We start from the raw sequence: 22871 nt of genomic DNA, 5'->3' as shown, positions 1-22871 counted from the left end.
CAGGTCTCCTGGTGTCGTCTGACCGTCGCGTTGCGACGGCGATCCGAACCTCTATGATCTCATCAGGCATCACGACCGCGTCGGATGCAACCCGCCAGGAGCCGTTTCCGATGCCCACCGCCGCCGACGCCCTGATCCGGCGCAAGGACGAGCATATCGATCATGTCCGGGCCGGGCGCGGCGTCAGCCAGGCGACCTCGGGGCTGGAGGTGGTGCGGTTCGTCCACGACGCCCTGCCGAATCTGGATCACGACGCCATCGACCTGTCGGCCCAGTTTCTGGGGCGCAACGTGGGGCTGCCGTTCCTGATCAGTTCGATGACCGGCGGCCCGTCGCGGGCCGAGGCGGTCAATGCGCGGCTGGCCGAGGCGGCCCAGGCCATGGGCGTCGTCCTGGCCGTCGGGTCGCAACGGGTGGCGCTGGAGACGGACGGCGGCTCGGGCCTGGGGCTGGATCTGCGACGTCGGGCGCCCGACGCCATGATCCTGGCCAACCTTGGGGCCGTGCAGTTCGCCCTGGGCTATGGGGTCGACGAGGCGCGCCGCGCCATGGAGATGATCGGCGCCGACGCCCTGATCCTTCATCTGAATCCTTTGCAGGAAGGGGTTCAGCCAGAGGGCGACCGCGACTGGCGCGGCGTGGCGCACGGCATCGAACAGATCGCCGCCGCCTTTCCCGGCCGTGTGATTGTCAAGGAGACTGGGGCCGGCCTGTCGGGCGCGGTGGCGCGTCGGCTGGCGGACATGGGCGTCGCGGCGCTCGATGTGGCGGGGGCGGGCGGGACCAACTGGGGCCTGATCGAGGGCGCGCGGGCCACGGGCGGCTGGGCCGAGGCTCTGGCCGCGCCCTTCGCCGGCTGGGGCGTGCCGACGGCGCGCAGCCTGAGGGACTGCGCCCAAGCCGCGCCGGACCTGGACCTGATCGGGTCGGGCGGTATCCGCGACGGGCTGGATGCGGCCCGGGCCATCCGGCTGGGCGCTTGCCTAGTCGGCCAGGCGGCTGGCGTGTTGGAGGCGGCGCTGACATCGACGCAGGCGGTGGTCGATCACCTGGCTCTGATGGTGGCCCAGCTGCGGCTGGCCTGTTTCTGCACCGGCTCGGCGGACCTCGCCGCCCTGGCTCAGGCCCCGTTGCTGGAAGAGCCGCGCTTCTGAGACAGTTCGGACTTCAGCGCCCGCGCCGAACGCACCCACAGAAAGCCGAACGAGACGCAGCCTTCGCGCGTCCGCACGGCGTGGTGCAGCCGGTGCGCCTGAATGCGCCGCGTCCAGAAGCCCGAACGCCCGTCGATCCCTGTCGGGAACCGCCGATGCACCAGTCCGTCGTGGAAGAAGAAATAGACCATCCCATAGGCCGTGACGCCCAGGCCGACCGGTAGAGCCCAGGCCCAGACGTGCAGGCCCAGCGCGATCAGAACGATCGCCGGCGCGGCGAACACCACGGCGAACAGGTCATTCTTTTCCAAGACATCGTCGTGCGGCTCATGATGACTGCGATGCCAGGTCCACAGCAGGCCGTGCATGACATAGCGATGCATGCCCCAGGCGAACGCCTCCATCCCCAGGAAGGCGGCCAGGAACAGCAGGATCATCACCGGCGGAGACATGACCGCATCATAGGCGGTTTGAACCGCACCCGCCACGACTTGACCCCACCGTCTGTTTGGCCGTCTGTGCGCCGATGCTGATGGACCTGCTTGTCACGACCTTCGCGCTCAGCCTGATCATCGGCGTGCGCTATCTGGCGGTCGGGGTTCTGACCCACTGGCTGCTGTGGGCCGGGGCGGGGCGGGGGCGTCAGCTGAACCAGGCGGCGCCGTCTGCGAAACGCATCCGCGCCGAAATCATGGCCTCGCTGATCTCGTGTCCGATCTACGCTCTGCCGGCCGCCCTGGTGCTTGAGGCCTGGAAGCGGGGCGGGACGGCCATCTATGACGATGTTCACGCCTGGCCGCTGTGGTGGCTGCCGGTCAGCTTCGTCGTCTATATGCTGGCCCACGACGCCTTCTATTACTGGGTCCATCGGGGGCTGCACCACCCGCGAGTCTTCCCCTGGGCCCATGCCGAGCATCATCGGTCGCGCGACCCCAGCGCCTTCGCTTCCTTCGCCTTCGATCCGGCCGAGGCCGTCGCCACCGCCTGGTTCCTGCCAGCCTTGGCCCTGTTTGTGCCGATCCATTGGGGCGTGGCCCTGGCGCTGCTGACCCTGATGACCGCCACAGCCGTGTTGAACCACGCCGGCCGCGAGGTCTGGCCAGCATCCTGGCTGATGCGCGCGCCGCTAAGCTGGCTGATCACCGCGACTCACCACGATGCCCATCACAAGCGCTTCAACGGCAACTACGGCCTCTACTTCCAGATGTGGGATCGCTGGGCCTCGACCGAGGTGACACTTGATGACCTGCACCGCCAACGGAGACCTAGCAGTGACTGACGTTTTATCGCGCGATCCCTCTCAGCGAGCGGAAGTGGTGAGGCGATCAAGCCAGACGGGGAAGCGCTGTCAGGTTAATCGAGGCGGGCCGCAATTTTCCTAACCCGACGAAATCTCAGGCAGCTGCGGCCACCCACGCCGCCTCGGCTCCGGCGCGGAAGCGACGAAGGGTCGGACGTGTGATCAGATGTCTCTGGATGTAGAAGGTGTTGTAGATCGCGGCGTGGGTGGTGAGGAAACGTTGGGCTGAAGCCTGAGATTTGAACAGTTGTTGCTGCCGCTCTCGCCGGCGGATTGGCAGATGCGAGTTCTCCGCCCGATTGTTCTCCCGCAGTCGGCCAGGCGAATGTAGGCGCCGCAGGCCAAGTCGGCCCAAGGCCGCTTGGTATGATCCGAGCCCATCGGTGACGATCTTCTCGGGCTCGACAGGCTGGTTACGCAGCAAACGCCGGAGCAGCTTCAAGGCCGCGTCGGTGTCTCGCCGTCGCTGGACGACGACGTGCAGCACCACGCCCTCGTCATCTACGGCGCGCCATAGGAACATCCGCTTTCCACCGATCGAGCAAACGACCTCGTCGAGGTGCCAGCGTGGAGAAGGGGAGGGGCGAAGCTTCTTCAGTCGTCGTGCGATCTGGGGGCCAAACTTGATCGTCCAGCAGCGGATCGTCTCGTAGCTGACGTCGATCCCGCGCGCGGCCATTAGCTCTTCAACGTCGCGAAAGCTGAGGCTGAAGCGGAAGTAGAGCCATACTGCCTGGCGGATCACCGCTGCGGGGAAGCGATGGCGCTTGAACGATAGCGGCTTCACGAATTGCGATCTCCGATCAGGCCATCAGGCGGTCTGAAGTGGAGACAAGTTAGCGTTAGACTGACAGCACCGCCACGCCGTCCTCCGCTAAACGACAAGTCTGCGAGAGCAGGGAAATACCCCCGACATTCCGGCGCGTTACCGCTTGGTCCTTGCTCAGAGCGCGTCTCTGCGTGCCTTCAGCCATCCCCAAAACGCATGAACCTGACGCCAGTCTCCCGTTTCGAGAGGTCAGTCCAGCTTCGGCCGTCGCCTGTTTACAGGGAAATACAGGGAAATCCGGCAAGAATCACTTGTTCGGCCGAGGTTCCTGCCAATGCCCGAAGCCCGGCGTGCCGGGCTTCATACGATGAGAAAGGGCGAAATTCCCGCAACAGAGAACAGGGAAAATAATCGCCCGAACAGGGAGCGTCTGTTTCGCATCAGGGAATTAGAACGCCCGGATCAGGGACCGCCTAGCGCCTCAGGCGGCGAACATCGGCCGCTGTTCATCCCAGTCGAGTGGCATGCCGCGATGCATGATGGCGTAGAGCGAGAGGGCCTCGGGCGCAGTCCCGTCGAGGACGGCCGGCTTGAAATTCGGCGCCAAGAAGGCCACGCGAAGCATCCGCGAGGCGTAGGACTGGTTGAGCTTTTCCTCGTCAGCGATCATTTCGAGCGTCGCGCCTTCGCCGCTAATCAACCGCCGCTTCCAAGCCTCCGCTCGCACAAGCGCGGAGCTTAAGGCAGGATCGATGGAATGGCGGGTGATGGCCGTACCGCCGCCCGGACCGACCATGGCAGGCGCGCCGCGATGCGGTGGTCGGGCCTTGCCCGGTTGCCGACGCCACTCGCTTAAATCCGGGAGCGCTTGGGAGTCCTCGAACGTCTCCCAGGGAGACGACTGCCGACGCCATAATCGCGGGCCTGCTGTCCTGGCCGATCAAGGCCGGCGAGAGTCACTGCATACATTCATTAAATAAATAATGAATGTTGACGAGACCCTTTCTTGGTGAGAGTCTCAGCTCTGGCGACCATCCTAAAAGACGTTTGAGGATCACCATATGTCACGCGCGTCGACCCGCCGTGCCGCCGTTCTGGTTGGCGCCCTCCTCCTGATGGGCTGCGGTGGCAAGCAGCCCCCGCCGTTTGACGCTCTGACCGCACCCGCCGCCCCGGACTATGCCCGAGCCCAGGCCTGGCTGGCCTTTCCGGGACGGGGTGACCTGGAGCGATCAACGCCCCCGGGCCTGACGCCGGTGGTGGAGGCCGAGGCCCCTGCCGATGTATTCTTCATCTCACCCACCACCATCGCCGACAAGGAGAGCCTGAACGGGTCGTGGGATGCCGACGACACACTGGCCCCGCTCAATCCGGCCGTCCTGCTGGGCCAGGCCAGCGTCTTCAACAGCTGCTGCCGCATCTACGCTCCACGCTATCGCCAGGCGACGCTGACGGGCCTGGGCGACCAGGGCGCGGTCGATCTGGCCTATCAGGATGTCGCCAGGGCTTTTCGCCGCTTCATCTCCGAGCACAATGACGGGCGACCGTTCATCCTCGCCTCGCACAGCCAGGGGACGCTGCACGCGGCTCAACTGCTCCAGCGGGAAATCCTGGGCACGCCGCTGCAGGATCGAATGGTCGTCGCCTATCTGATCGGCGGCTATACGCCGAACGCCTTCCCAGAGATCGGCCTGCCCATCTGCGACGCGGCGGAGCAGACAGGCTGCGTGCTGAGCTGGAACGCCTCCAAGATCGGCAGCGTGATCTCCCGCATGGTCATCAACGACAAGACCTACTGGTGGCAGGGGGCGTTGAAGGATGCGGACCAACCGCCAGCGATCTGCGTCAATCCCCTGACCTGGCGGGCGGGGTCGACGGAGACGGCGACACCGGCCGCGCAGAACCCCGGCAGCATTCCCCTGCCTCACACCACGCCCGTGCCTGCCCCGACGCCCGGCCTGACGGGTGCGCGCTGCCACGACGGAATGCTGGAGGTCGATCTGAGAGAGGCGCCCGAGGCCTACAGCGACCAGCTGACGCGGCTGGCGGGCAGTTATCACCTTAACGAATATGGTCTGTTTTATGTGGCGATGAGGGAAAATGCCGTCACGCGAATCTCGGCCTGGCTTGCGGCGCATGGGGCGCGCTCAAATCCGGCCGGCGGCCGCTGAAGGGGCGGGCCAAATGGGCCGACCACGGCGGACTCGCTGACTTTTCAACAGTATCGGCGCTTTGCTGGCCTGCCAGGTCAAGCGAGGAGAGGGTGCGTTGCGCCGGAGCGCCACTCCTAGAAACCGGAATAAGGATAGACGTCCGGCGTGCTCAAAGTAGCCGCTCATGTTGCACATCGCAGTTCTTCAAGAAGGGCCGCTATCGCCTGCTTCTTTGCGGTAGCGTCCTGGATCAATCGATCGATCTCCTCGTCCTTCTGACGAAGGGCGGCGACGATAGCCGACAGCGATGGCGTCGATCCGTTAGGGGCGGGAATTGCGCCTTTGATTTCGGCAAGAGAGAAGCCGAGGCGCTGAGCCCGGTCTACGAAGCGGAGGGCGTTGGCGGCCTCAGCGCCATAGCTTCGATAGCCATTGGCGGTGCGCGGCGCCTGCGGAAGCAGTTCGCGTGCCTCGTAGAAGCGTATCCGGGAAATGGATATCCCGGTTTCTCTTGCCAGCTCACCAATGCGCATAACGTCTTGACCCTCAATCTAGGTTGAGGGTTCATACCCTTGCTCGACGAGGATTTCAGCCTGAAAGGCATAGAGTTGAGCGCTAAGACAATCATCATCACTGGGGGCACGTCCGGCATCGGGCTTGCCGCTGCGGGGGCGTTGGCCGATCGGGGGCGTTGGCCGATCGGGGGCACCGCCTGATCCTCATCGGGCGCGATGCAGATCGGGGTCGCAGGGCTGTCGCCAGTCTAACCGCCTCACCGGCAGGACCGCACCGCCTGATTTCAGCGGATTTGTCGCTGATGTCGCAAGTGCGGGACGTCATCCAGGACCTCGATGCGACCGAAGATCGTATCGACGTGCTGGCCAACAATGCCGGCGCCTGGTTCCAACATCGGGCGCTGACTTCGGAAGGCAACGAGCGCACCGTGGCGATCAACCACCTCGCCCCTGTCGCGCTGACCCTCGGTTTGAAACGCCTGTTGCTTGCGGCGCCGGCAGCCCGTGTCGTCAACACCGGGTCGTTCGTCTACAGGCAAGGGCGATACGATCCGGACAATCTGCAAGCGGAAAAGCGCTTCTCGACCAACGCCACCTACGCCGCTGCAAAGCTCTACAATCTGATGGTCACCCGTGCTCTGGCCCGTCGTTGGTCTGATACGGCGATCACCATAAACTGCTTCAGCCCTGGCTTCGTCGCCACCGAGTTCGGCCGGGGCGAAGGCGGCCTGCTCGAACCCGTTTATCGTTTTACCCGGTTGTTCGCGATCTCGCCGGAGAAGGGCGCTGCGACGCTGATTCATCTCGCCGATGCCGCCGAAGCGGCAGGCATCAGCGGAGCCTATTTCGAGAAATGCCGCCGGCTTGATGTCAGCGGCTCTGCCGCAAACATGAACCAGTGCGACGCGTTGCTGGACTGGAGCGTCCGAGCGTTGCCAACTTAAGTTGGCGGGCTACAGCTTGGTCAGCACCGCGTGATCTCAGGCGTTTGCCATCGCCCAGGCCTCACTTGCTCCGCGCGCCCGCAACACTGCGCTCAGCAGGTCTCGCATGAGCGCGTAAGCGCTGCGCTGAGGATGCACGCCGTCGCGTGTCAGGTCCGAACGGAAGGACCCATCAGCGTCGGCCAGGCAGGTGAAATAATCGACGTAGGTCATGCCGCGATCCGCAGCCAGGGTGTTAAGCCAACCATTCAACTCCGACACCCACGCGCCGGGATGGCCGACGTCGATGGCCCAGGGCAGTGCGGTTATGGGGGTGATGCTGCCTAGGATGACGGCGATGCCGTTTGTTCGAGCCAGGTCCAGCATGGCGCAGACGTTGTTCTTGAAATCCTCTGGGGTCGTCGGCCCTGTATTGCCCGCGATGTCATTCACGCCGCACATCAAATGGACGGCCTTTGGGCGAAGCGCGATGACGTCGGCCATGAAGCGCAACAGGATCTGCGGACTGGTCTGTCCGCTGACGCCGCGGTTGACGACGCCGTTTGAGAAGAGGTCTGGCTGGGCGATCGCCCACATCTCGGTGATGGAGTCGCCGATGAAGACCGTCTCGACGTTCTGATCCTTTAAGTCGGCGTTCGCAGCGCGATAGTGACCGAGCTGCGCCCAATCTTCGGCCTTGCGTCGTTCGGAAATCTCTTTTCGTTCAGCCTGCCGTTGGGGGTCGCTCTGTAGGGCGGCTATGGCGGCGTCCAGCTCGCCGTCGGCAAGATAGGCTTTGGCGAACGCGATCTGGTCGTCCGTCGGGCCGCCATAACCTTCGAGATTTCGGACCATTCCGACAGGAGACGTCACGACGCCTCCCCTGCGGTTCCGTCGTTGGCGAATGGCGTGGGCCTTCCTTGGGCGGTTGTCGGCATGGCCGTTTTGGATCCAGGCTCAGCGGCGTCACGCATTGGCCCGCCCTCAACTTCTGCGATGAACCGGTCGACCTCGGCATTGGCGCGTTCGCCCGCGCCAACGAAATAGTTGTGGCCGATGCCCTCGAAGGTGACGAGGCGCGCATTGGGCAGAAGTTCCGACAGCCGCCGGCCCGCCTCGTAGAGCACCACCAGATCCTGGACGCCGTGCAGCACCAGGGCCGGCTTGGTCACGGAGCGGACGGTGTCGGCCTCGACCGAGTAGTCGGAGATGGCGTGCCCCTGGGCGATGACGCCTTTCATGGCGAAGGGATCATTGGCCAGCATCGCCATGTCGCGGGCGATCCGGTCATCCGGCGCGGCGTCGCCATAGCCGTTTTTGGACGTCTTCGACGCCAGTCCCTTGAGAAGGGGAGACAACCTGTAGAACAGGGTCAGCAGCCATTTGGGCTTGGGCTTGATGTCCGGGGTCTTGGCCATGGTGCAGCCCAGGATCAGGGAACGAACGCGGTCGGGATAACGGATGCCGAACTCCAGAGCGATGCCGCCGCCCATCGAGACGCCGTAGACATGGGCGCTGTCGACGCCGGCCGCGTCGAGCACCGCGAGGGCGTCGGCCGCCATTTCGGCGACGCTGGTGCGATTTCGCGCGCCGCTTTGACCCGTCCCTTGATTGTCGAACGAGATCAGTCGGTAACGGTCGGAGAAGGCCTCGTTGATCGGATACCACATGGCCGAGCTGTATCGGTGGCCCATGATAAGCAGGATCGGCGTTCCTTGACCGCGTTCCTGCCAGTGCAGGCGCACGCCGCCGTTCGTTACGAAGGGCATTCGGTCATCTCCTGTGTCGCCATCGACGGGGGTTCACGTCCTGGGACGCGACCCTAGTGATTTATCGAAAGAGTTTCGATGTCAATATTCACTCGTGATTGAATGAAGTTGACGTATCATCAAATCGGTGGAACACCTTCGCTTGTGGCGACGCAGATCGCCGAGGAAACGCAAGAGAGGGAGGCTTCTATGGCCGGAAAGTTGTGGCTCACGGCGTCCGCCGTCGCGCTGTTGTGGGGCGGAGCGGCTCAGGCGCAGGAGACGGCCGGCGTCGCCGGCGATCAGGCGACGACGCTGGGCGAGGTCGTGGTGACGGCCGAGCGGCGCACCACCAATCTTCAGACGACGGCGGTCGCCGCCTCGGTGCTGAGCGGCGAACAGCTGCAGGACAAGGGTGTGAGCAATATCGAGACCCTTCAGTTCTCGATGCCCTCGGTCACGGTTCAGAACTCGGGCCAAGGCAACAGTTTCAACATCCGGGGGATCGGCAAGACCGAGAACAACTCCTCGGTCGGCGTGGGTGTGATCACCTATCGCGACGGGGTCGCGGTCTTCCCAGCCTATTTCCAGAATGAGCCTTTCTTCGATATCGCCAGCCTGGAGGTCTTGCGTGGGCCGCAAGGCACCTTTGCGGGGCAGAACGCCACCGGCGGCGCGGTGTTCATCACAGAGCGCAATCCGGACTTCAACGGCCTGGGCAGCTATGTGACGGCCCAATACGGCAACTACAACGACGTTCGTCTTCAGGGCGCGATCAACCTGCCGCTGGGCGAAACGCTGGCGGCGCGCCTGGCTTTCAACAGCGAGAACCGCGACAGCTTCTATGATGTGCTCGGCACGCCGACGCGGGGCGAACCGGGCGTGCTGGACACCAAGAGCGTGCGCGGAAGCCTGCTGTGGACCCCGACCGACAAGCTGCGGGTCCTGCTGAAGTCCGACTATACGATCCACGACATGGGCGGCTATCCGGCCAGCCCGATCACCTCGCCCCTGCCGCTGCATACCATCGCGACGAACGGCCCCTACGCCGCCAAGGACGAGACGGCGCGGACGGTGCTGAACGTCAGCTATGAGTTCGCCAATGGGATCACCCTGCGGTCGATCACAGGCGCGCAATACGGCACGACCATGGTGCGTTCGGACCTGGACGGCACGGCCACGCTGCCCTTCACCTTCTACGATGAGGTCGAGCAGCGGCTGCTGTCGCAGGAGTTCACCCTGGTTTCGCCGGACGCCGGCCGTCTGACCTGGGTTCTGGGCGCCTACTACCAGGACGACCTGATCACTTTCCCGCCGGGCCAGTTCGTCACGCGCCAGTATGTGTCGGCGACCCTGCCCATTCTCTACGACACTCTGCTTCAGGGCGAAAACCCGAAGACGACGGCCGCCGGCTTCGGTCAGATCACCTATGACCTGACCGACGCGCTCGAGCTGCAGATCGGTGGGCGCTACACCCATTCGACGGTCAAGAACGACGCCGTCTTCTCTGCGCCTCTGCTGGGGCTCAGCCTGACCCAGAACGACAGCTACGATGAGGACGCCGTCACGGGGAAGATCGCCCTGAACTGGACACTCAACGACGACAACTTCTTCTATGCCTTCATCGCTCAGGGGCACAAGGCGGGTGGGTTGAACGGGCCGAACCTGGCTTTCGTCCCGCCAAAAGCCTTCGACGGCGAAGACGTCACCGACTTCGAACTGGGCTGGAAATCGACCCTGTTCGACGGGCGCGTTCGGACCCAGCTGGGCGGCTACTACAACATCTATCAGAACTTCCAGATCAACATCGGCGACCCGACGGTGCCGTCGATCACATCGATCCTGAACGTGACCCGCGACACCAAGATCTACGGTCTGGAGGCCTCGGCCCAGGGGCGGTTTGGAAATCTGGGCTTCGACGCCGGTCTGTCGGTCTCGCACTCCGAGCTGGGCGACTTCTTCGCCGCCGATCCCCGGCGCGCCCGCACCGGCGTCTGCGATCAGAACAACGGTCCGGCGAGCGGTAACTGCGTCAACCTGGCCGGCAACGCCCAGACCTATGCGCCGGAGCTGACCTTCAACCTTGGCGTCGAATATGACTTCGCCGTGGGCGGCGGCACCCTGACGCCGCGCGTGGATTACAGCCACATCTCCGAGTCCTGGGCGAGCATCTTCGCCAATGAGGCGCTCGGCGATCGTCTGAAGGCGCGCGACATCGTCAACGCCCAGCTGACCTATACGCAGGACGATTGGAAGCTTCAGGCCTACGCCACCAACCTGGGCGACCTTGAGTATATCGCCTCGGTCAAGTCGGGGCTGCGCTACGCCGGCGCCCCACGCCAATACGGCGTTCGCCTGACCAAGAACTTCTAGGATATCGCCTTCGTGACAGCGTCCTCGTCAGGATCGATGCAGACCTATGGTTTGACGGTCGACCGGTTCCTCGACCATGCCGCCAAATGGCATGGCGGAGCGTCGGTCGTCACCGCCTCGTCGGACGGCGATGACGCGGTCATCAGCTATGCGGATCTAAGGGAGAGGGCCAGCCGTCTGTCCGGCGCGCTTCTGGATTTGGGATTGCGGCCGGGCGACCGGATCGCGACCCTGGCCTGGAACACCCAACACCATGTCGAGGTCTGGTATGCCGTCATGGGCGTCGGCATGGTCTGTCATACGCTGAACCCCAGACTGACGGTCGAGCATCTGGCGGCGATGATCGATCAGGCCCAGGATCGGGTGCTGATCGTCGGTCAGGGGCTGACGGACTTGGCGCGGGCTCTTTGCAACGCCTGCGCTTGTGTCGAACGCGTCATCCTGCTGGACGGCGAGCAGCCGGCTGTGGGAAGCGCCACGCCGGAGCAGGGACTTGAGACCTTGCTGGAGGAGGGCGGTCGTCCCGAGATCTGGGGCCGGTTCGACGAGGCTACGCCGGCGGGGCTGTGTTTCACCTCCGGCACGACCGGGGCGCCGAAGGGGGTGCTGTATTCCCACCGGTCCAACTATCTGAACACGCTACGCTGTCTTGGAGCCGACGCCCTCGCTCTTACCCAGTCGGACGCCGTCCTGGTGGCGGTGCCCATGTTCCACGCCAACGCCTGGGGCCTGCCCTTCGCTGCGGCGGCCGTGGGGGCGACCATGGTCCTGCCTGGGCGGGTGACGGACGGGGCGGCCCTGGCGGGGCTGATCCGACGTCACGGCGTGACCCTGGCCATGGGCGTGCCGACCGTCTGGCTGGGCCTGGTCGATCATCTTGACCGGACGGGCGGCGAGACGCCCAGCCTGAAGAGGATCGTCGTCGGCGGATCGGGCATTCCCGACGCCCTGCGCGAACGTCTGGAGAACCGCCTGGGCGTTAGGGTCCAGACCAGCTGGGGCATGACCGAACTCTCGCCGATGGGCACGCTGTCGCCGCCCGCGACCGGGGCGGAGGGTTCGGGCCGGACCGCCATGGGGCTGGACATGCAGTTGTTCGACGCCGACGGCGTCGCCCTTCCGCAGCAGCGCAATGTCGTCGGGCGGCTGAAAGTGCGCGGGCACAGTGTGGTCGAGCGCTATTACGGACATGCCGAAACGGCTCTGGACGCCGAAGGCTGGTTCGACACCGGCGACCTGGCCCAGATCGACGACGCTGGAAACCTGACCCTGTCGGGGCGGTCCAAGGATCTGATCAAGTCGGGCGGCGAGTGGATCAATCCCGCCGAGATGGAGGACATCGTCGGCGCCCTGCCGTCGGTGGATTTGGTGGCGGTGATCGGTCGCGCGGACCCGAAATGGGGCGAACGGCCAGTCATGGTGATCGCGCCCCGACAAGGCGAGACGGTCGAGGATGCGGCGGTCGTCGCGGCGCTGAAAGGCAGGGTGGCCGACTGGTGGCTGCCCGACCAGATCGTGAACGTGCCGCAAATGCCCTTGGCGGCCACCGGCAAGATCAACAAGATGGAGCTTCGCGCTCTCTATGGCGCAGCCTAAAGATGGACGAGATCCTCAAATCGTCGGCGCCCTTATCACCCCAGGCGGCCGCCCGTCTGGAAGCACAACTGATGATCGACGCTCCCGTCCCCAAACGTGTCGCCGCCAATCGTGCCGCCGCCAAGACGAAGCCGAAGCGTTCGAAGGCCGAGCAGCGCGCCGAGAGCCTGGAGCAGATGCTCGACGCGGCCGAGGACCTGTTCTCCAAGCACGGCATGTACGGCGTCACGCTGAAGGATGTGGCGCAGAAGGTCGGCGTCCACACCTCGCTGATGCACTATTATTTCAAGGACAAGCAGGACCTGTTCGAACAGGTCGTCAAACGTCGCGCGCCCATCACCATCGGACGCCGGGTCGAGGCGATGACACGCTATGCCGAGGAAACCGGCGACCATCCGACGGTCGAGGGCGCGCTGCGGGCCTTTCTGGACACCGACCTGAATCTCTACATCGAGGGCGGCGAGGGCTGGCGGAACTACGGCGCCCTGGGCGGTCAGTTGAACAACACCCCGGTTTGGGGCGCGGAGCTGATGTGGGACAATTTCGATCCCGTGGTTCTGCAACTTATCGACCTGCTCAAGAAGGCCATGCCCGACGCCGCCGAGGAGGACATCTTCTGGGGGTATCATTTCGTGACCGGCGCCCTGACTCTGAGCCTGGCGCGCACCGGACGGATCGATCACCTGTCCGGCGGGCTGTGCAAGTCCGAGGATTTCGAGGCGATCAAGGCCCGCATGGCCAGCTTCATGGCCGGCGGTTTTCTGACCATCTGTCAGCAGCGCGCCACTGAACGAAAGGCCTGAGACCGATGGATGAGTTCGCCGGTTTTTCTGTCGCATCCCGCCCCGAGGACCTTGGGTTCGACAGCGCACGGCTGAAAAGGCTGGACGACTATATGGCCGGCATGGTCGAGGCCGGGCGGGTCGCCGGGGTCTCGACGCTGGTTCTGCGTCATGGACAGGTCGCCGCCTTCCGAACCCATGGGAAGCCGACGCTGGACGAAGAGGCGGCGCTGGCGCCTGACGCCCTGTTCCGCATCTATTCGATGACCAAGCCCATCGCCGCCGTGGCGATGATGATCCTGTTCGAGGAAGGCCGGTGGACCCTCGATGATCCGGTCACCAAATTCATCCCCGAGTTTGCCGGGTTGAAAGTCTGCACCGGCGTCGGCGCCGATGGGGAGATGGTGTTGGAGGACGCGAAACGTCCGCCGACGATGCGTGAGGTGATGAGCCACACCGCTGGATTCGCCTATGGTTTGTTCGACTTTCATCCGGTCGAGCGCGCCTACCGCGCCGCACAGGTGCTGCAGGCGGAAGGCGATCAGGACTTCATCGACCGGATCGCGGCCCTGCCGCTGATGTTCCAGCCCGGCGGGGAATGGTTCTATTCAGTGGCCTCGGGCCTTCTCGGCGTGATCGTCAGCCGGATTTCCGGCCAGACGTTCGGCGACTTTCTGCAAGAGAGGCTGTTCGGCCCGCTAGGTATGACGGACACGGCGTTCGAAGCGCGAAGCGACAACGCCGACCGTCTTGTGACCTTCTACGAGGACGATATGCAAGGCGGGCTGCGGGAGGTGAAGAGCGTCCTCGATGCGCCGATCAACAGCTTCAAGGCGCCGCCACGCCTTCAGGACGGGGGCGGGGGGCTGGTCTCGACCGCGGCCGACTATGCCCGTTTCTGTCAGATGATCTTGAACAAGGGCGAGCTGGACGGCGTGCGCATCCTGGCGCCGGTCACGGTCGAACTGATGGCGACGAACGTCATTCCCGACGCAGTGTTGGCGGTCTCCAATCCGATGCGCCTGCTGCCCTTCAACCCGGCCTTCGGCTTCGGCCTGGGTTTTTCGGTTTTCCATGACCCGCGTCGTATGGGGTCGGTCGAGGGGCAAGGCACCTTGGCCTGGGGCGGCATGGGCGGCACCTGGTTCTGGATCGATCCCCAGAACGACCTTGTCTTCGTCGGCCTGATCCAGCGGCTCGCCGATCCTATCAGCTCAGAGTTCAGGGCCAAGGCCCGGACCCTGACCTATGCGGCCCTGACGCGGCCGGAATTCTAAACCGCCTTCTCAAGAACAGACGGGCTTGAAGGTCCGCATTCGAGGAAACACCATGACCCCCGTCGAAGCTGCCGACGCCGCCGTCAAACCTGCCCCGCCCAGCGCTTTTCGCAAGACGAAATGGAGCGTGGTCTGGCTGCTGACCCTGACCATATTTTCGGCGATGACGGTGGGAGGGCTGCTGGCCCCGATCCAGGAGGCGGTGAAGGCCGACCTGGGTCTCAGCGACTTTCAACTGGCCTTGATTGTCGGCAGCGCAACGGCGATTCCCGCCGCCATCCTGTCCCTGCCCATCGCCTGGATGGTGGATCACCACACGCGAACGCGCCTGTTGGTCATACTGGCGTCCTTCTGGGCGGTCGGCACGATCGGCACGGCCTTTGCGCAGGACTTTCACGGTTTGATCGCGGCGCGGCTGGTCTCCGGGATCGGGGCGGCCACGGCCTTCCCGGTGCTGGTGTCCATCCTGGCAGACGTCTGCATGCCCGAGAGGCGGGGGCGTTCGATGTTGCTGATCTCGATCGGCGCCTGGGGCGGGGTGGCGGCAGCCTTCGCCATCGGCGGCACCCTGTTCGGCTGGTTGGAGGCCAATCCGACGGCGCTGGTCGCCGGGATGGCGCCGTGGCGCGAGGTGCATCTGCTGGTCGGGATCGGAGCCGCCCTGTTGGTCCTGCCGCTGTTTCTGATCCGCGAGCCCGCCCGCCACGAGGTCGAACTGGTCAATCCAGGCCTCAAGGCGACACTCAGGGCTTTTTGGCGTCGGCGAACCTTTCTGGGCTGGCTGTATGTCGGCAACTTCGCTGGCGGCTTCGCGGAGGGCGCCGCCGCTCTTTGGATCGGCTCGGTCCTAGTCCGACAATACGGCCAGTCGCCGGGCCAGTTCGGCGGTTGGGTCGGCCTCGTCATCCTGGCCTCGGGCATCGTCGGCTCCGTTATCGGCGGCTTCACCGCAGACGCCAGCCAGAAGCTGAAGATGCGTGGCGCCATCCTTCTGCCCGCCGTGATCGCCACCGCGCTCAGCATCCCCGCCAGCGCCTATCCCATCATGCCCTCGGTCACCCTGTTCGCCTGGTGTCTGTTCGCCCTGTTGCTGGGCGGGGTGGTGGTCAATCTGGTGAACTCGGCGGCCATCGCCGTCCTGCTGCCCAACGAGGAGCGCGCGACCAGTCTGGCGGCCCTGGCTGTCATCGCCAAGATCATCGGCGGACCCGTCACGGCGGCGGTCGTCGCCTGGATGACGCTGCTGTTCAAAGGGCCTACGGGTCTGGGATTGACGCTGACCTGGCTGGGGGTCGTGACGGGCGTGATCTCCCTGATCGGCTATGTGTTCGCCATGCGCTACGCCCCGTCTCCGGCTGCGGAAACGCCTGCGACGCGAGGATGATGGAGGGTTATGCGCAAACCGGCCCGACCTTCAGGTCGGGTGGGTTTAAGTCTCTGCACCGCCGGGGCAGAGCGGCGACGACACCCAGTCGTCAGCGCGGCAGAGCTTCAGCCTTGGCGACGCCGACCCTGGAGTCGGCCAGGCCCAGATAGAGCAGCCATTGCCCCTTGAAGAGCACCAGACCCTGGGCGAAACAAACGTTGCCGACCTGTCCGTCGGCCTCGACCGGGTCGATGGTCAGGAAGGGCGCCTGGGCGCGCGCGATGACGGCGGTGGGATCTTCGCTGTCGAACAGCATCTGGCCGGGCTGGTAGGCGAAGGGCGGAATGCCTTCAGCGCCGTCGTCCGGAGCATTGGCGCCGTTGTAGATCAGGACCACGCCGTCGTCCGTCAGCACGGCGGGAGGACCGGGCTCGGTCAACCAGGAGTCAAAGCGGCGACGACGAGGGGCGGCGAGCGGACGAAGACCCGGGCGGCCTGGAAGGCGGTTTCTTCTCCAATGTCCTAGATGGCCGACGCCCTCGGGGTCCCAGGTCAGATATTTGTCGGGATAGCCGTCGCCTTCGATCGGCCGCCACTGGATCAGATCATCGGACACGGCGCCGAAGATCATGCCCTCGCCCCAATACATCCAATAGCGGCCGTTGATCTGCGCCGCGACAAGCCGGGCGCCTTGCACACGCGTTATGATCGCGCCGGATTTGGTCGGGAGGCGCACGTAGTTGGTGTCGGCGAAGGCCGGGCCGTGTTTGGTCCAGGTTCGCAGATCGGTCGATGACGCCACGAAAAGGCTGCCGACCTTTCCGTCGAACGCTGTGTAGGTGCAGATGAAGCGGCCGTCCGGCGCCTGCACGATGCGGGGGTCTTCCAGCCCGCCAGGCCATTCCCACGCCTGCCAACGGTCGTCGGCCGGGAACAGAACGGGCTCCGGCTCCAGCTCGAATGTAAGCCCGTCCCGACTGGTGGCCAGACCGATCCGCGACGTTCCCGAATATCGCGTGGCCTTGTCCTCGGCGCGCGCCAACAGGCAGACCCTGTCCTCATGGACGACCGCGCCAGGGTTGAAGAGGTCCTTGGCGGCCCATTCCACCTGTTTACCCGAGACAGGGCAGTCGAAACGGACGTCAGGCCTGTGTTCGAGCAGGCGCGTCGGACGGCTGAACGGGCCGATGGACCACTGTGGCGGGCTGTTAGAGCTCAAGATGTCTCTCCACCACAGAGGGCCTGTGAGCGCGGGTAGGGCGGGGTCCCGCAGACGCCATTCTTGCCAGCGGGACCCCAGCGCACGAGGCGCTATGTGCAAGCGATTTGCCGGTTAGGCAGGGCGGCAATAGCCCTCTTGGCCGGCGACGACGATCACACAGTCCTGTCGCGATCGCAGGGACGAGAAGCCGGTTTCAGCGCCCGAGCCCTTGCGGATCGTCTCGGTCTTGCCGCGCCGTTCAAAGCGGATGGTCGAGCCGTCCAGTCGACCGGTGTAGCGTTCCTGACTGTCCAGATTATCCTTCACCGTCAGCCGGACCTGATCGCCGGATGCGCCCGGTTGGACGTCCAGAAACAGGCCCTCGGGACCCTGCCAGCGGCCGACCCAGGATGTCAGCGCCGTGTTGGTCTGTGCGGCGGCGGGCCGGCAGTAGCCCTCCTGGTTCGTTCTGACGATCAGGCAGTCCGTACGCGATCGCAAGAAGGAGAAGCCTGTTTCAGAGCCCGTCCCACGACGCAGCGTCTCGGTTACGCCGCGACGCTCGAAGGAGATTGAATCGCGATTCACGTTCCCGACGTATTGCGCGCTGGAGTCCAGCGAGTCCTTCAGATTGATCCGGACACGCCCCGGCCCGTCCGGCTGGATCGCAAGGCTCAGACCCTCCGGCCCGAACCATTGCCCCGTCCAGCCAGACAGGCTCGTCGGCGTAGCCGGCTGAGAGGCTGGCGTTTGGGGCGCCGCACTTTGGGCAAGGGCGGGTGCGGGCGCTGCGGCGGCGGCAGGTGGTTGCAGGGCAGCTTGGGGCGAGGCGGCTGTATCGACCTGGACGGCGTCGGCGGGTGCGGCGGCGGGTCGATCGGTTGTAGGACTGCAGGCCGCAAGCGACGCCGCGCCAACCATCAGGCCAAAAGTGCTTAAACGCATCGGGAACTCCTTCGGGACGCGTGGTGCTTTATAAATTCAGCACGCATAAAGGCTGACAAGGCCCGGCTGTTATATATTCATTGTCACTATAATTAATGCTTGTGAGACGGGGCGGTTCCGGTTTTTGACCGTTGAGGACGGCGCATCGCATAGGGGGTGCGATTTGTGCGCGCGGACGGCGCCGGGGCGGTCGGCGCGGCAATCCTCTTCGTGCTATCGGTCGGCGATGAAAGACCGCCAAACTGGAAGACATGCAGAACACGCTTCATTATCCTGATCTTACATCCAGGTTCGCTGTGCCAGCCTGCGTTCGGGAGACATTTGTTGGTAGCACCTAAATCGCCACGCCGAGCCGGCACGCCGAAATCCAGCGCGCGATCCAAGTCGGAACAGCGTGCGGAAACGATGCAGCAGATCCTCGATGCGGCGGAGACGCTGTTTTCGCACCACGGCCTGCATGGCGTGTCGCTCGGGCAGGTGGCCAAGGCGATCGGCGTTCACACCTCGCTGGTGCACTACTATTTCAACGACAAGAAAGCTCTGTTCGACGCGGTCATTGAGCGGCGCGCGCCGGTCACCGCAACCAGGCGGATCGAGGCCATGAATGCCTATGAGGCGTCGGTCGGGGGCAAGGTGACGCTGGAAGGCGCCCTTCACGCCTTCCTCGACACCGATCTGGACTCCTATCGCACGGGGGGTGAGGCCTGGCGCAACTTTGGAGCCCTCGCCGCCCAGGTCGCGAACACGCCCGAGTGGGGGTCCGAAATCATGAACCGGCTGATGGACCCGGTGGTCATCCGTCTGATCGCCCTGCTGAAGAAGGCGATGCCGGAGATGTCCGACGAAGACATCTTCTGGGGCTACCATTTCGTTTCAGGGTCGCTGATCATGACCCTTGCGCGGACTGGCCGGATCGACGTTCTGTCCGGCGGGCTTTGCCATTCCGAAGACTTCGCCTCCATCAAACGGCGCATGGCCACCTTCATGGCCGGTGGGTTCCGCGCGATCTATGAACAGGAACGCAACGGAACCACGCCGCTGTAGGCCTTGAAGCGTCTATCCGGCGCCCCGATCATTCCAGCATCGGACAGAGAGGTCGTTCGCCCCCAAGGGCGCGAGCGCACGCACGGTGACCGATCTGCCTTCACCAGCCGCCAGGTCGAAATGGTTGTCGCTGAAGGTCAGGTCCGCGCGATCGGACACTAGGTGCACGAAGGCGAGGTAGACTTCGGCCGTCAGATCGATGCGGAGGGCGGTGGCGCTCAATCGGGTTACCGACACGGTCGGACGGGCGCCGGCGACAAGCGTCAGTTTGGCGATGATTTCCGGCAGATACCGATTGGCTTCGAAGGCGCCGTCTGGCGACCAGACGCGCAGGACGCAGTCGTCGCCTTGCGGCGCCACGCCCCGCCACGCGATGGCGTGACCGCCGGCCGGTGCGGAAAACGCCAGGTCCTGACGCGAGCGCTCTCTACCGTCGAGCCCTTGCAACGCCAGGACGGCGACACCCTCGATCGGTCGCGCGTTGTCGTTGCTGATCCACAGTTCGAGCTGCCCGTCATCCGCACGACGGAAGGACGCAAGAACGGGGGCGAAGGCGCGGCGTACCGCATGGTAGCTGGCCTTGGTCACGCCGTCGTAGTCTACCAGGCTCCAGCTTATGCAGGGCCAGCAGTCGTTAAACTGCCACAGCAGGGCGCCCGAGCAGTGAGGGCGGCGGCGACGGAAATGCTCGATCCCGAACTTGAGGCCTTCTGCCTGGCACCACTGGGTGAAGTCGACATAGTCCTGCAACGTCGTCGGCAGGCCGGTGACAGGCTCCATCATGGCGTCGGCCTTGCGCGCCTCGTCTTTGATCCGGGCGAGGAAGCCCTCGTTGTCGAGATTGAGGTCGTCGGGATCCATCCACCGCTTGAGGGTAGCGAGAGCCGGCGCGCCCTGTAGTCCGAACTCCGAGACGAAACGGGACATGTCTTCTGCGTAGCGGAGGTAGGAGACGCCCTCGGGATCGGATCTGAACTCCCCGATCATCTGATCCTCGGGGATCGGCGGACATCCGTGCCAAACCGTCCAGTCGTGGACGTCCCCGGCCAACATGCTGTTGGGGTTGGTTCCGCCCCAGGGGCTGCTGGTGCGATAGGTTTTGGCCGGATCCAGATGCTCGAGCATGGCCGGCATGACCTCGTCGTAGAGCCGCAGACCGAAGAGCCGAGAGGAGACGCCCTCCTTGTCTTCGTTGATCCGGTGCAGCGCCTGGTTCTCGTTGTTGCCGCACCAGACCGCCAGACAGGCATGGTTGCGCAGACGCCGGACCTGCTGCTCGATTTCCGCCTCCACCAGGGCCACGAAGGCGTCGTCTTCGGGATAGTGGGCGCAAGCGAACATGAAGTCCTGCCAGACCAGGAGGCCTTTTCGGTCGCACAGGTCGTAGAACGCATCCGGCTCGTAGATGCCGCCGCCCCAGACGCGGATCATGTTCATATTGGCGTTGACGGCCTGATCGATGAGCCGCTCATACGGCTCTGACGCCACGTCCCCGACGAAGGAGGTCGTCGGGACCCAGCAGGCGCCTTTGGCGAACATCGGGTGGCCGTTCAGCACGAAGCGGAAGAAGGTGGCGCCCGGCTCGTCAGGATCCGGCGACTGATCCAGCGCTACGGTGCGAACCCCGACCTGCTGGCGGGTCTCATCCACCAGACGATCGGCTGCGAGGAGGCGAACCGTCAGGGTGTAGAGGGGCTGATCGCCGAGATCCGCCGTCCACCAGAGTTTGGGGTGCTGAAGATCGATATCCAACGAGGCGGCGCCTGAGGGAGAGCGCTGATGGAATACGGTCGCGCCGTCCGGCTCGGCGAGGGTGACCTCCACCGTCAGGGCGTCTTCGGCCGGAGCCTCGATCGTGATCTGCGTCCGCGCGGTTTCAGCAGAGGCGAACAGCGTGTCGAACCGGACCCCGGCGATACGGTAACTTGCGCGGGTCTCGATACGCACGGGCTTCCAGACGCCCACGGTGGGCAGGTCGGGACCCCAATCCCAGCCCCAGCCGAACTGCGCCTTTCGCATCTGGTTGCGCCGCGACCGGCTGACCCGATCGCTGAAGGCAGGCCATGGCGGCGGGGATGCGGCGAGCATGGTGGGCGTAGCGGGATCGAAACAGATCGCCAGCCGGTGAGTTTCACCGGGTCTAACCTGATCGGTGACGTCGAACTCGTACTCCATGAACATGTTGTCGGTTCGACCGACAAGCGCGCCATCCAGATAGATAGAGGCGAAGGTATCCAACCCCTCGAACGTAAGCAGCGTCCTGTCGCCCGAGGGTGCAGATGGCGCTTGGAAGTCGCAGCGCCACCACCATTCGCGGTTCCGCACCCATTCGGCAGGCCGTTCGCCGCGCCCCTGATAGGGATGGTCGAGCCGACCCGCCTCGACCAAGGCCAGATAGGTGTCGCCGGGCCCCGAGACGGGGATCCAGTCCTCGCCGTCTCCTGCCGCTGCGCCCTGGTTAAGGCCTGCGCCAGGATCGAAGTCCCTCAGCGTCCAGTCAGTCAGCATGATCATGTCAGGCGGCTCCATACAGGGTGACGACGCAAGCGCCGCCTAGCCCAAGATTGTGCTGAAGGGCATGGCGGACGCCGTCAACCTGACGGCGGTCGGCGCTCCCACGCAGTTGGTGTGTCAGCTCGTAGCATTGGGCCAGGCCGGTGGCGCCGAGCGGGTGTCCCTTCGACAACAGGCCGCCGGAAGGGTTGACGACGTGGCGTCCGCCATAGGTGTTGAGGCCGTCGCGGATATAGGCTTCCGCGCCGCCTTCCTCGCACAGACCCAAGCCCTCGTAGCTGATCAGTTCGTTGGCGGTGAAACAGTCATGCAGCTCGACGACCTGGATATCGTCGGGGCCGACGCCCGCCTGCTCGTAGACCGAGCGACCGGCCTCGCGGGTCATCTCATAGCCGACGACGCTTATCATCGACCGGCTGGAGAAGGTCTCCGCATAGTCGGTGGTCATCGCCTGACCGAGGATCGCGACTTTGGCGTCCAATCCATGACGCGCCGCAAAGTCAGGTGACACCAATACGGCGGCCGCCGCCCCGCAGGTCGGGGGGCAGGCCTGATAGCGGGTGAGGGGGCCATACAGACGCTTTGACTGCATCACCTCATCGAGGGAGAGGGGGTCGCGGAACAGGGCCATCGGATTGTTGACGGCGTGGCGTCTCGCCTTCACCGAGATCATCCCGAACACCTCGTCGGGTACGCCATAGCGGCTTTGGTAGTCCAGTCCCGCCCCGCCGAACTGTTGCGCGACAAGCGGCGAGGTGTCGTCCTGGCCCAGGATCTGCTCCTGAACGGTTAGATGGTGATCGAGGGTGCGCTTGCGATCGTTGAACACCGCGCCGAGCGCGCCGGGCATCATCTGTTCGAAGCCGAAGGCGAGGACGCAGTCGGCGGCGCCTGCCTCGATCATCTGCCGGGCCAGGAAAAGAGCGGTCGAGCCCGTGGAGCAGTTGTTGTTGACGTTGACGATGGGAATGCCGGTGCAGCCGACGCGATAAAGAGCGGACTGCCCGGCCGTCGAGTCGGCGTAAACATAGCCGGCGTAGGCCTGCTGGATTTGCTCATAGCCGACGCCGGCGTCGGTCAAGGCGAAGCGGATGGCCTGTTCGGCCATCACATCCCAATCGGCGCTTTGGCCTGGCTTGGCGAAGGGGATCATCCCGACGCCGGCGACAAGAGTTCTGGACATGTCTGTGTTCCGACTGACGCGGCGGGGT

The 22871-nt window shown here is 64.7% G+C and carries 20 protein-coding genes; 10 read left to right on the top strand and 10 right to left on the bottom strand.

Going from position 1 to position 22871, the window contains the following annotated elements; genetic code table 11:
* Nucleotides 1-110 precede the first annotated feature (110 nt).
* Nucleotides 111-1154 (top strand): type 2 isopentenyl-diphosphate Delta-isomerase, encoded by a 1044-nt coding sequence (fni, locus tag CHRYSEO8AT_RS02370; RefSeq protein WP_159845699.1) that lies wholly within the window; start codon nucleotides 111-113, stop codon nucleotides 1152-1154.
* On the opposite strand, the gene CHRYSEO8AT_RS02365 is transcribed toward fni, so the two are convergent.
* Nucleotides 1121-1606 (bottom strand): sterol desaturase family protein, encoded by a 486-nt coding sequence (locus tag CHRYSEO8AT_RS02365; protein ID WP_159845696.1) that lies wholly within the window; start codon nucleotides 1604-1606, stop codon nucleotides 1121-1123. The two genes, fni and CHRYSEO8AT_RS02365, sit on opposite strands and share 34 nt — an antisense overlap.
* A gap of 80 nt (nucleotides 1607-1686) precedes the next feature.
* Between CHRYSEO8AT_RS02365 and CHRYSEO8AT_RS02360 the strand changes: the two genes are divergently transcribed.
* Entirely contained in the window at nucleotides 1687-2433 is a 747-nt protein-coding gene (locus tag CHRYSEO8AT_RS02360; protein WP_236547391.1) for a sterol desaturase family protein, read from the top strand.
* Nucleotides 2434-2548: 115 nt separating this feature from the next.
* Here the strand turns inward: CHRYSEO8AT_RS02360 and CHRYSEO8AT_RS02355 are convergent, their stop codons facing one another.
* Both CHRYSEO8AT_RS02355 and CHRYSEO8AT_RS02350 read right to left on the bottom strand, forming a co-directional pair.
* Nucleotides 2549-3241, bottom strand: a complete 693-nt coding sequence (locus tag CHRYSEO8AT_RS02355; protein ID WP_159845690.1) for an IS6 family transposase — start codon at nucleotides 3239-3241, stop codon at nucleotides 2549-2551.
* Nucleotides 3242-3704: 463 nt separating this feature from the next.
* On the bottom strand, nucleotides 3705-4019 hold the full coding sequence (locus CHRYSEO8AT_RS02350) for a hypothetical protein (protein WP_159845687.1): 315 nt from the start codon (nucleotides 4017-4019) through the stop codon (nucleotides 3705-3707).
* 265 nt (nucleotides 4020-4284) lie between these two features.
* Here CHRYSEO8AT_RS02350 and CHRYSEO8AT_RS02345 point away from each other — a divergent pair, with 265 nt between their 5' ends.
* Entirely contained in the window at nucleotides 4285-5394 is a 1110-nt protein-coding gene (locus tag CHRYSEO8AT_RS02345) for a DUF3089 domain-containing protein (protein ID WP_159845684.1), read from the top strand.
* 164 nt (nucleotides 5395-5558) lie between these two features.
* Here the strand turns inward: CHRYSEO8AT_RS02345 and CHRYSEO8AT_RS02340 are convergent, their stop codons facing one another.
* Nucleotides 5559-5909, bottom strand: coding sequence for a MerR family transcriptional regulator (locus tag CHRYSEO8AT_RS02340; RefSeq protein ID WP_159845681.1), 351 nt, complete (start codon nucleotides 5907-5909; stop codon nucleotides 5559-5561).
* Between the two features lie 158 nt (nucleotides 5910-6067).
* On the opposite strand from CHRYSEO8AT_RS02340, the gene CHRYSEO8AT_RS02335 reads away from it, so the two are divergent.
* Nucleotides 6068-6835, top strand: a complete 768-nt coding sequence (locus tag CHRYSEO8AT_RS02335) for an SDR family NAD(P)-dependent oxidoreductase (RefSeq protein WP_159845678.1) — start codon at nucleotides 6068-6070, stop codon at nucleotides 6833-6835.
* Nucleotides 6836-6871: 36 nt separating this feature from the next.
* Here the strand turns inward: CHRYSEO8AT_RS02335 and CHRYSEO8AT_RS02330 are convergent, their stop codons facing one another.
* Both CHRYSEO8AT_RS02330 and CHRYSEO8AT_RS02325 read right to left on the bottom strand, forming a co-directional pair.
* Complete coding sequence (locus tag CHRYSEO8AT_RS02330) at nucleotides 6872-7687, bottom strand: GDSL-type esterase/lipase family protein (protein ID WP_159845675.1); 816 nt, start codon at nucleotides 7685-7687, stop codon at nucleotides 6872-6874.
* Nucleotides 7684-8583 carry an alpha/beta fold hydrolase gene (locus CHRYSEO8AT_RS02325; protein WP_159845672.1) on the bottom strand — a complete coding sequence of 300 codons (900 nt, stop codon included), beginning with the start codon at nucleotides 8581-8583 and terminating at the stop codon, nucleotides 7684-7686. The genes CHRYSEO8AT_RS02330 and CHRYSEO8AT_RS02325 overlap by 4 nt, the downstream gene beginning before the upstream one ends.
* A 189-nt stretch (nucleotides 8584-8772) precedes the next feature.
* On the opposite strand from CHRYSEO8AT_RS02325, the gene CHRYSEO8AT_RS02320 reads away from it, so the two are divergent.
* The 5 genes from CHRYSEO8AT_RS02320 (at nucleotide 8773) to CHRYSEO8AT_RS02300 (ending at nucleotide 15974) form a co-directional block, all read left to right on the top strand.
* Nucleotides 8773-10935: a TonB-dependent receptor gene (locus CHRYSEO8AT_RS02320; RefSeq protein WP_159845669.1), complete on the top strand. Its 2163-nt coding sequence runs from the start codon at nucleotides 8773-8775 to the stop codon at nucleotides 10933-10935.
* A gap of 12 nt (nucleotides 10936-10947) precedes the next feature.
* Nucleotides 10948-12531 carry an AMP-binding protein gene (locus tag CHRYSEO8AT_RS02315; protein ID WP_370514220.1) on the top strand — a complete coding sequence of 528 codons (1584 nt, stop codon included), beginning with the start codon at nucleotides 10948-10950 and terminating at the stop codon, nucleotides 12529-12531.
* Nucleotides 12532-12602: 71 nt separating this feature from the next.
* The gene (locus tag CHRYSEO8AT_RS02310) at nucleotides 12603-13334 is read left to right on the top strand and encodes a TetR/AcrR family transcriptional regulator (protein ID WP_159845666.1); all 732 of its coding nucleotides are present in this window, start codon (nucleotides 12603-12605) and stop codon (nucleotides 13332-13334) included.
* A 5-nt stretch (nucleotides 13335-13339) separates the two neighbouring features.
* Nucleotides 13340-14590, top strand: coding sequence for a serine hydrolase (locus CHRYSEO8AT_RS02305; protein WP_159845663.1), 1251 nt, complete (start codon nucleotides 13340-13342; stop codon nucleotides 14588-14590).
* 52 nt (nucleotides 14591-14642) lie between these two features.
* Nucleotides 14643-15974: an MFS transporter gene (locus CHRYSEO8AT_RS02300; protein ID WP_159845660.1), complete on the top strand. Its 1332-nt coding sequence runs from the start codon at nucleotides 14643-14645 to the stop codon at nucleotides 15972-15974.
* Between the two features lie 91 nt (nucleotides 15975-16065).
* On the opposite strand, the gene CHRYSEO8AT_RS02295 is transcribed toward CHRYSEO8AT_RS02300, so the two are convergent.
* Both CHRYSEO8AT_RS02295 and CHRYSEO8AT_RS02290 read right to left on the bottom strand, forming a co-directional pair.
* Complete coding sequence (locus CHRYSEO8AT_RS02295) at nucleotides 16066-17175, bottom strand: glycoside hydrolase family 130 protein (protein ID WP_236547390.1); 1110 nt, start codon at nucleotides 17173-17175, stop codon at nucleotides 16066-16068.
* 114 nt (nucleotides 17176-17289) lie between these two features.
* The gene (locus tag CHRYSEO8AT_RS02290; protein WP_159845657.1) at nucleotides 17290-18102 is read right to left on the bottom strand and encodes a hypothetical protein; all 813 of its coding nucleotides are present in this window, start codon (nucleotides 18100-18102) and stop codon (nucleotides 17290-17292) included.
* Between the two features lie 165 nt (nucleotides 18103-18267).
* On the opposite strand from CHRYSEO8AT_RS02290, the gene CHRYSEO8AT_RS02285 reads away from it, so the two are divergent.
* Nucleotides 18268-19146 carry a TetR/AcrR family transcriptional regulator gene (locus tag CHRYSEO8AT_RS02285; RefSeq protein ID WP_370514219.1) on the top strand — a complete coding sequence of 293 codons (879 nt, stop codon included), beginning with the start codon at nucleotides 18268-18270 and terminating at the stop codon, nucleotides 19144-19146.
* 12 nt (nucleotides 19147-19158) lie between these two features.
* Here the strand turns inward: CHRYSEO8AT_RS02285 and CHRYSEO8AT_RS02280 are convergent, their stop codons facing one another.
* Together CHRYSEO8AT_RS02280 and CHRYSEO8AT_RS02275 are read right to left on the bottom strand one after the other, a co-directional pair.
* The gene (locus tag CHRYSEO8AT_RS02280; protein ID WP_159845654.1) at nucleotides 19159-21660 is read right to left on the bottom strand and encodes a glycoside hydrolase family 2 protein; all 2502 of its coding nucleotides are present in this window, start codon (nucleotides 21658-21660) and stop codon (nucleotides 19159-19161) included.
* A 1-nt stretch (nucleotide 21661) separates the two neighbouring features.
* Nucleotides 21662-22843, bottom strand: coding sequence for a lipid-transfer protein (locus tag CHRYSEO8AT_RS02275; RefSeq protein ID WP_159845651.1), 1182 nt, complete (start codon nucleotides 22841-22843; stop codon nucleotides 21662-21664).
* Between the last annotated feature and the right edge of the window lie 28 nt (nucleotides 22844-22871).

The organism is Brevundimonas sp. G8 (assembly GCF_902506205.1).
Taxonomy (GTDB): domain Bacteria; phylum Pseudomonadota; class Alphaproteobacteria; order Caulobacterales; family Caulobacteraceae; genus Brevundimonas.
The sequence above is the reverse complement of the archived record's forward strand: the minus strand, read 5'-3'. Positions and strand labels throughout refer to the sequence as shown.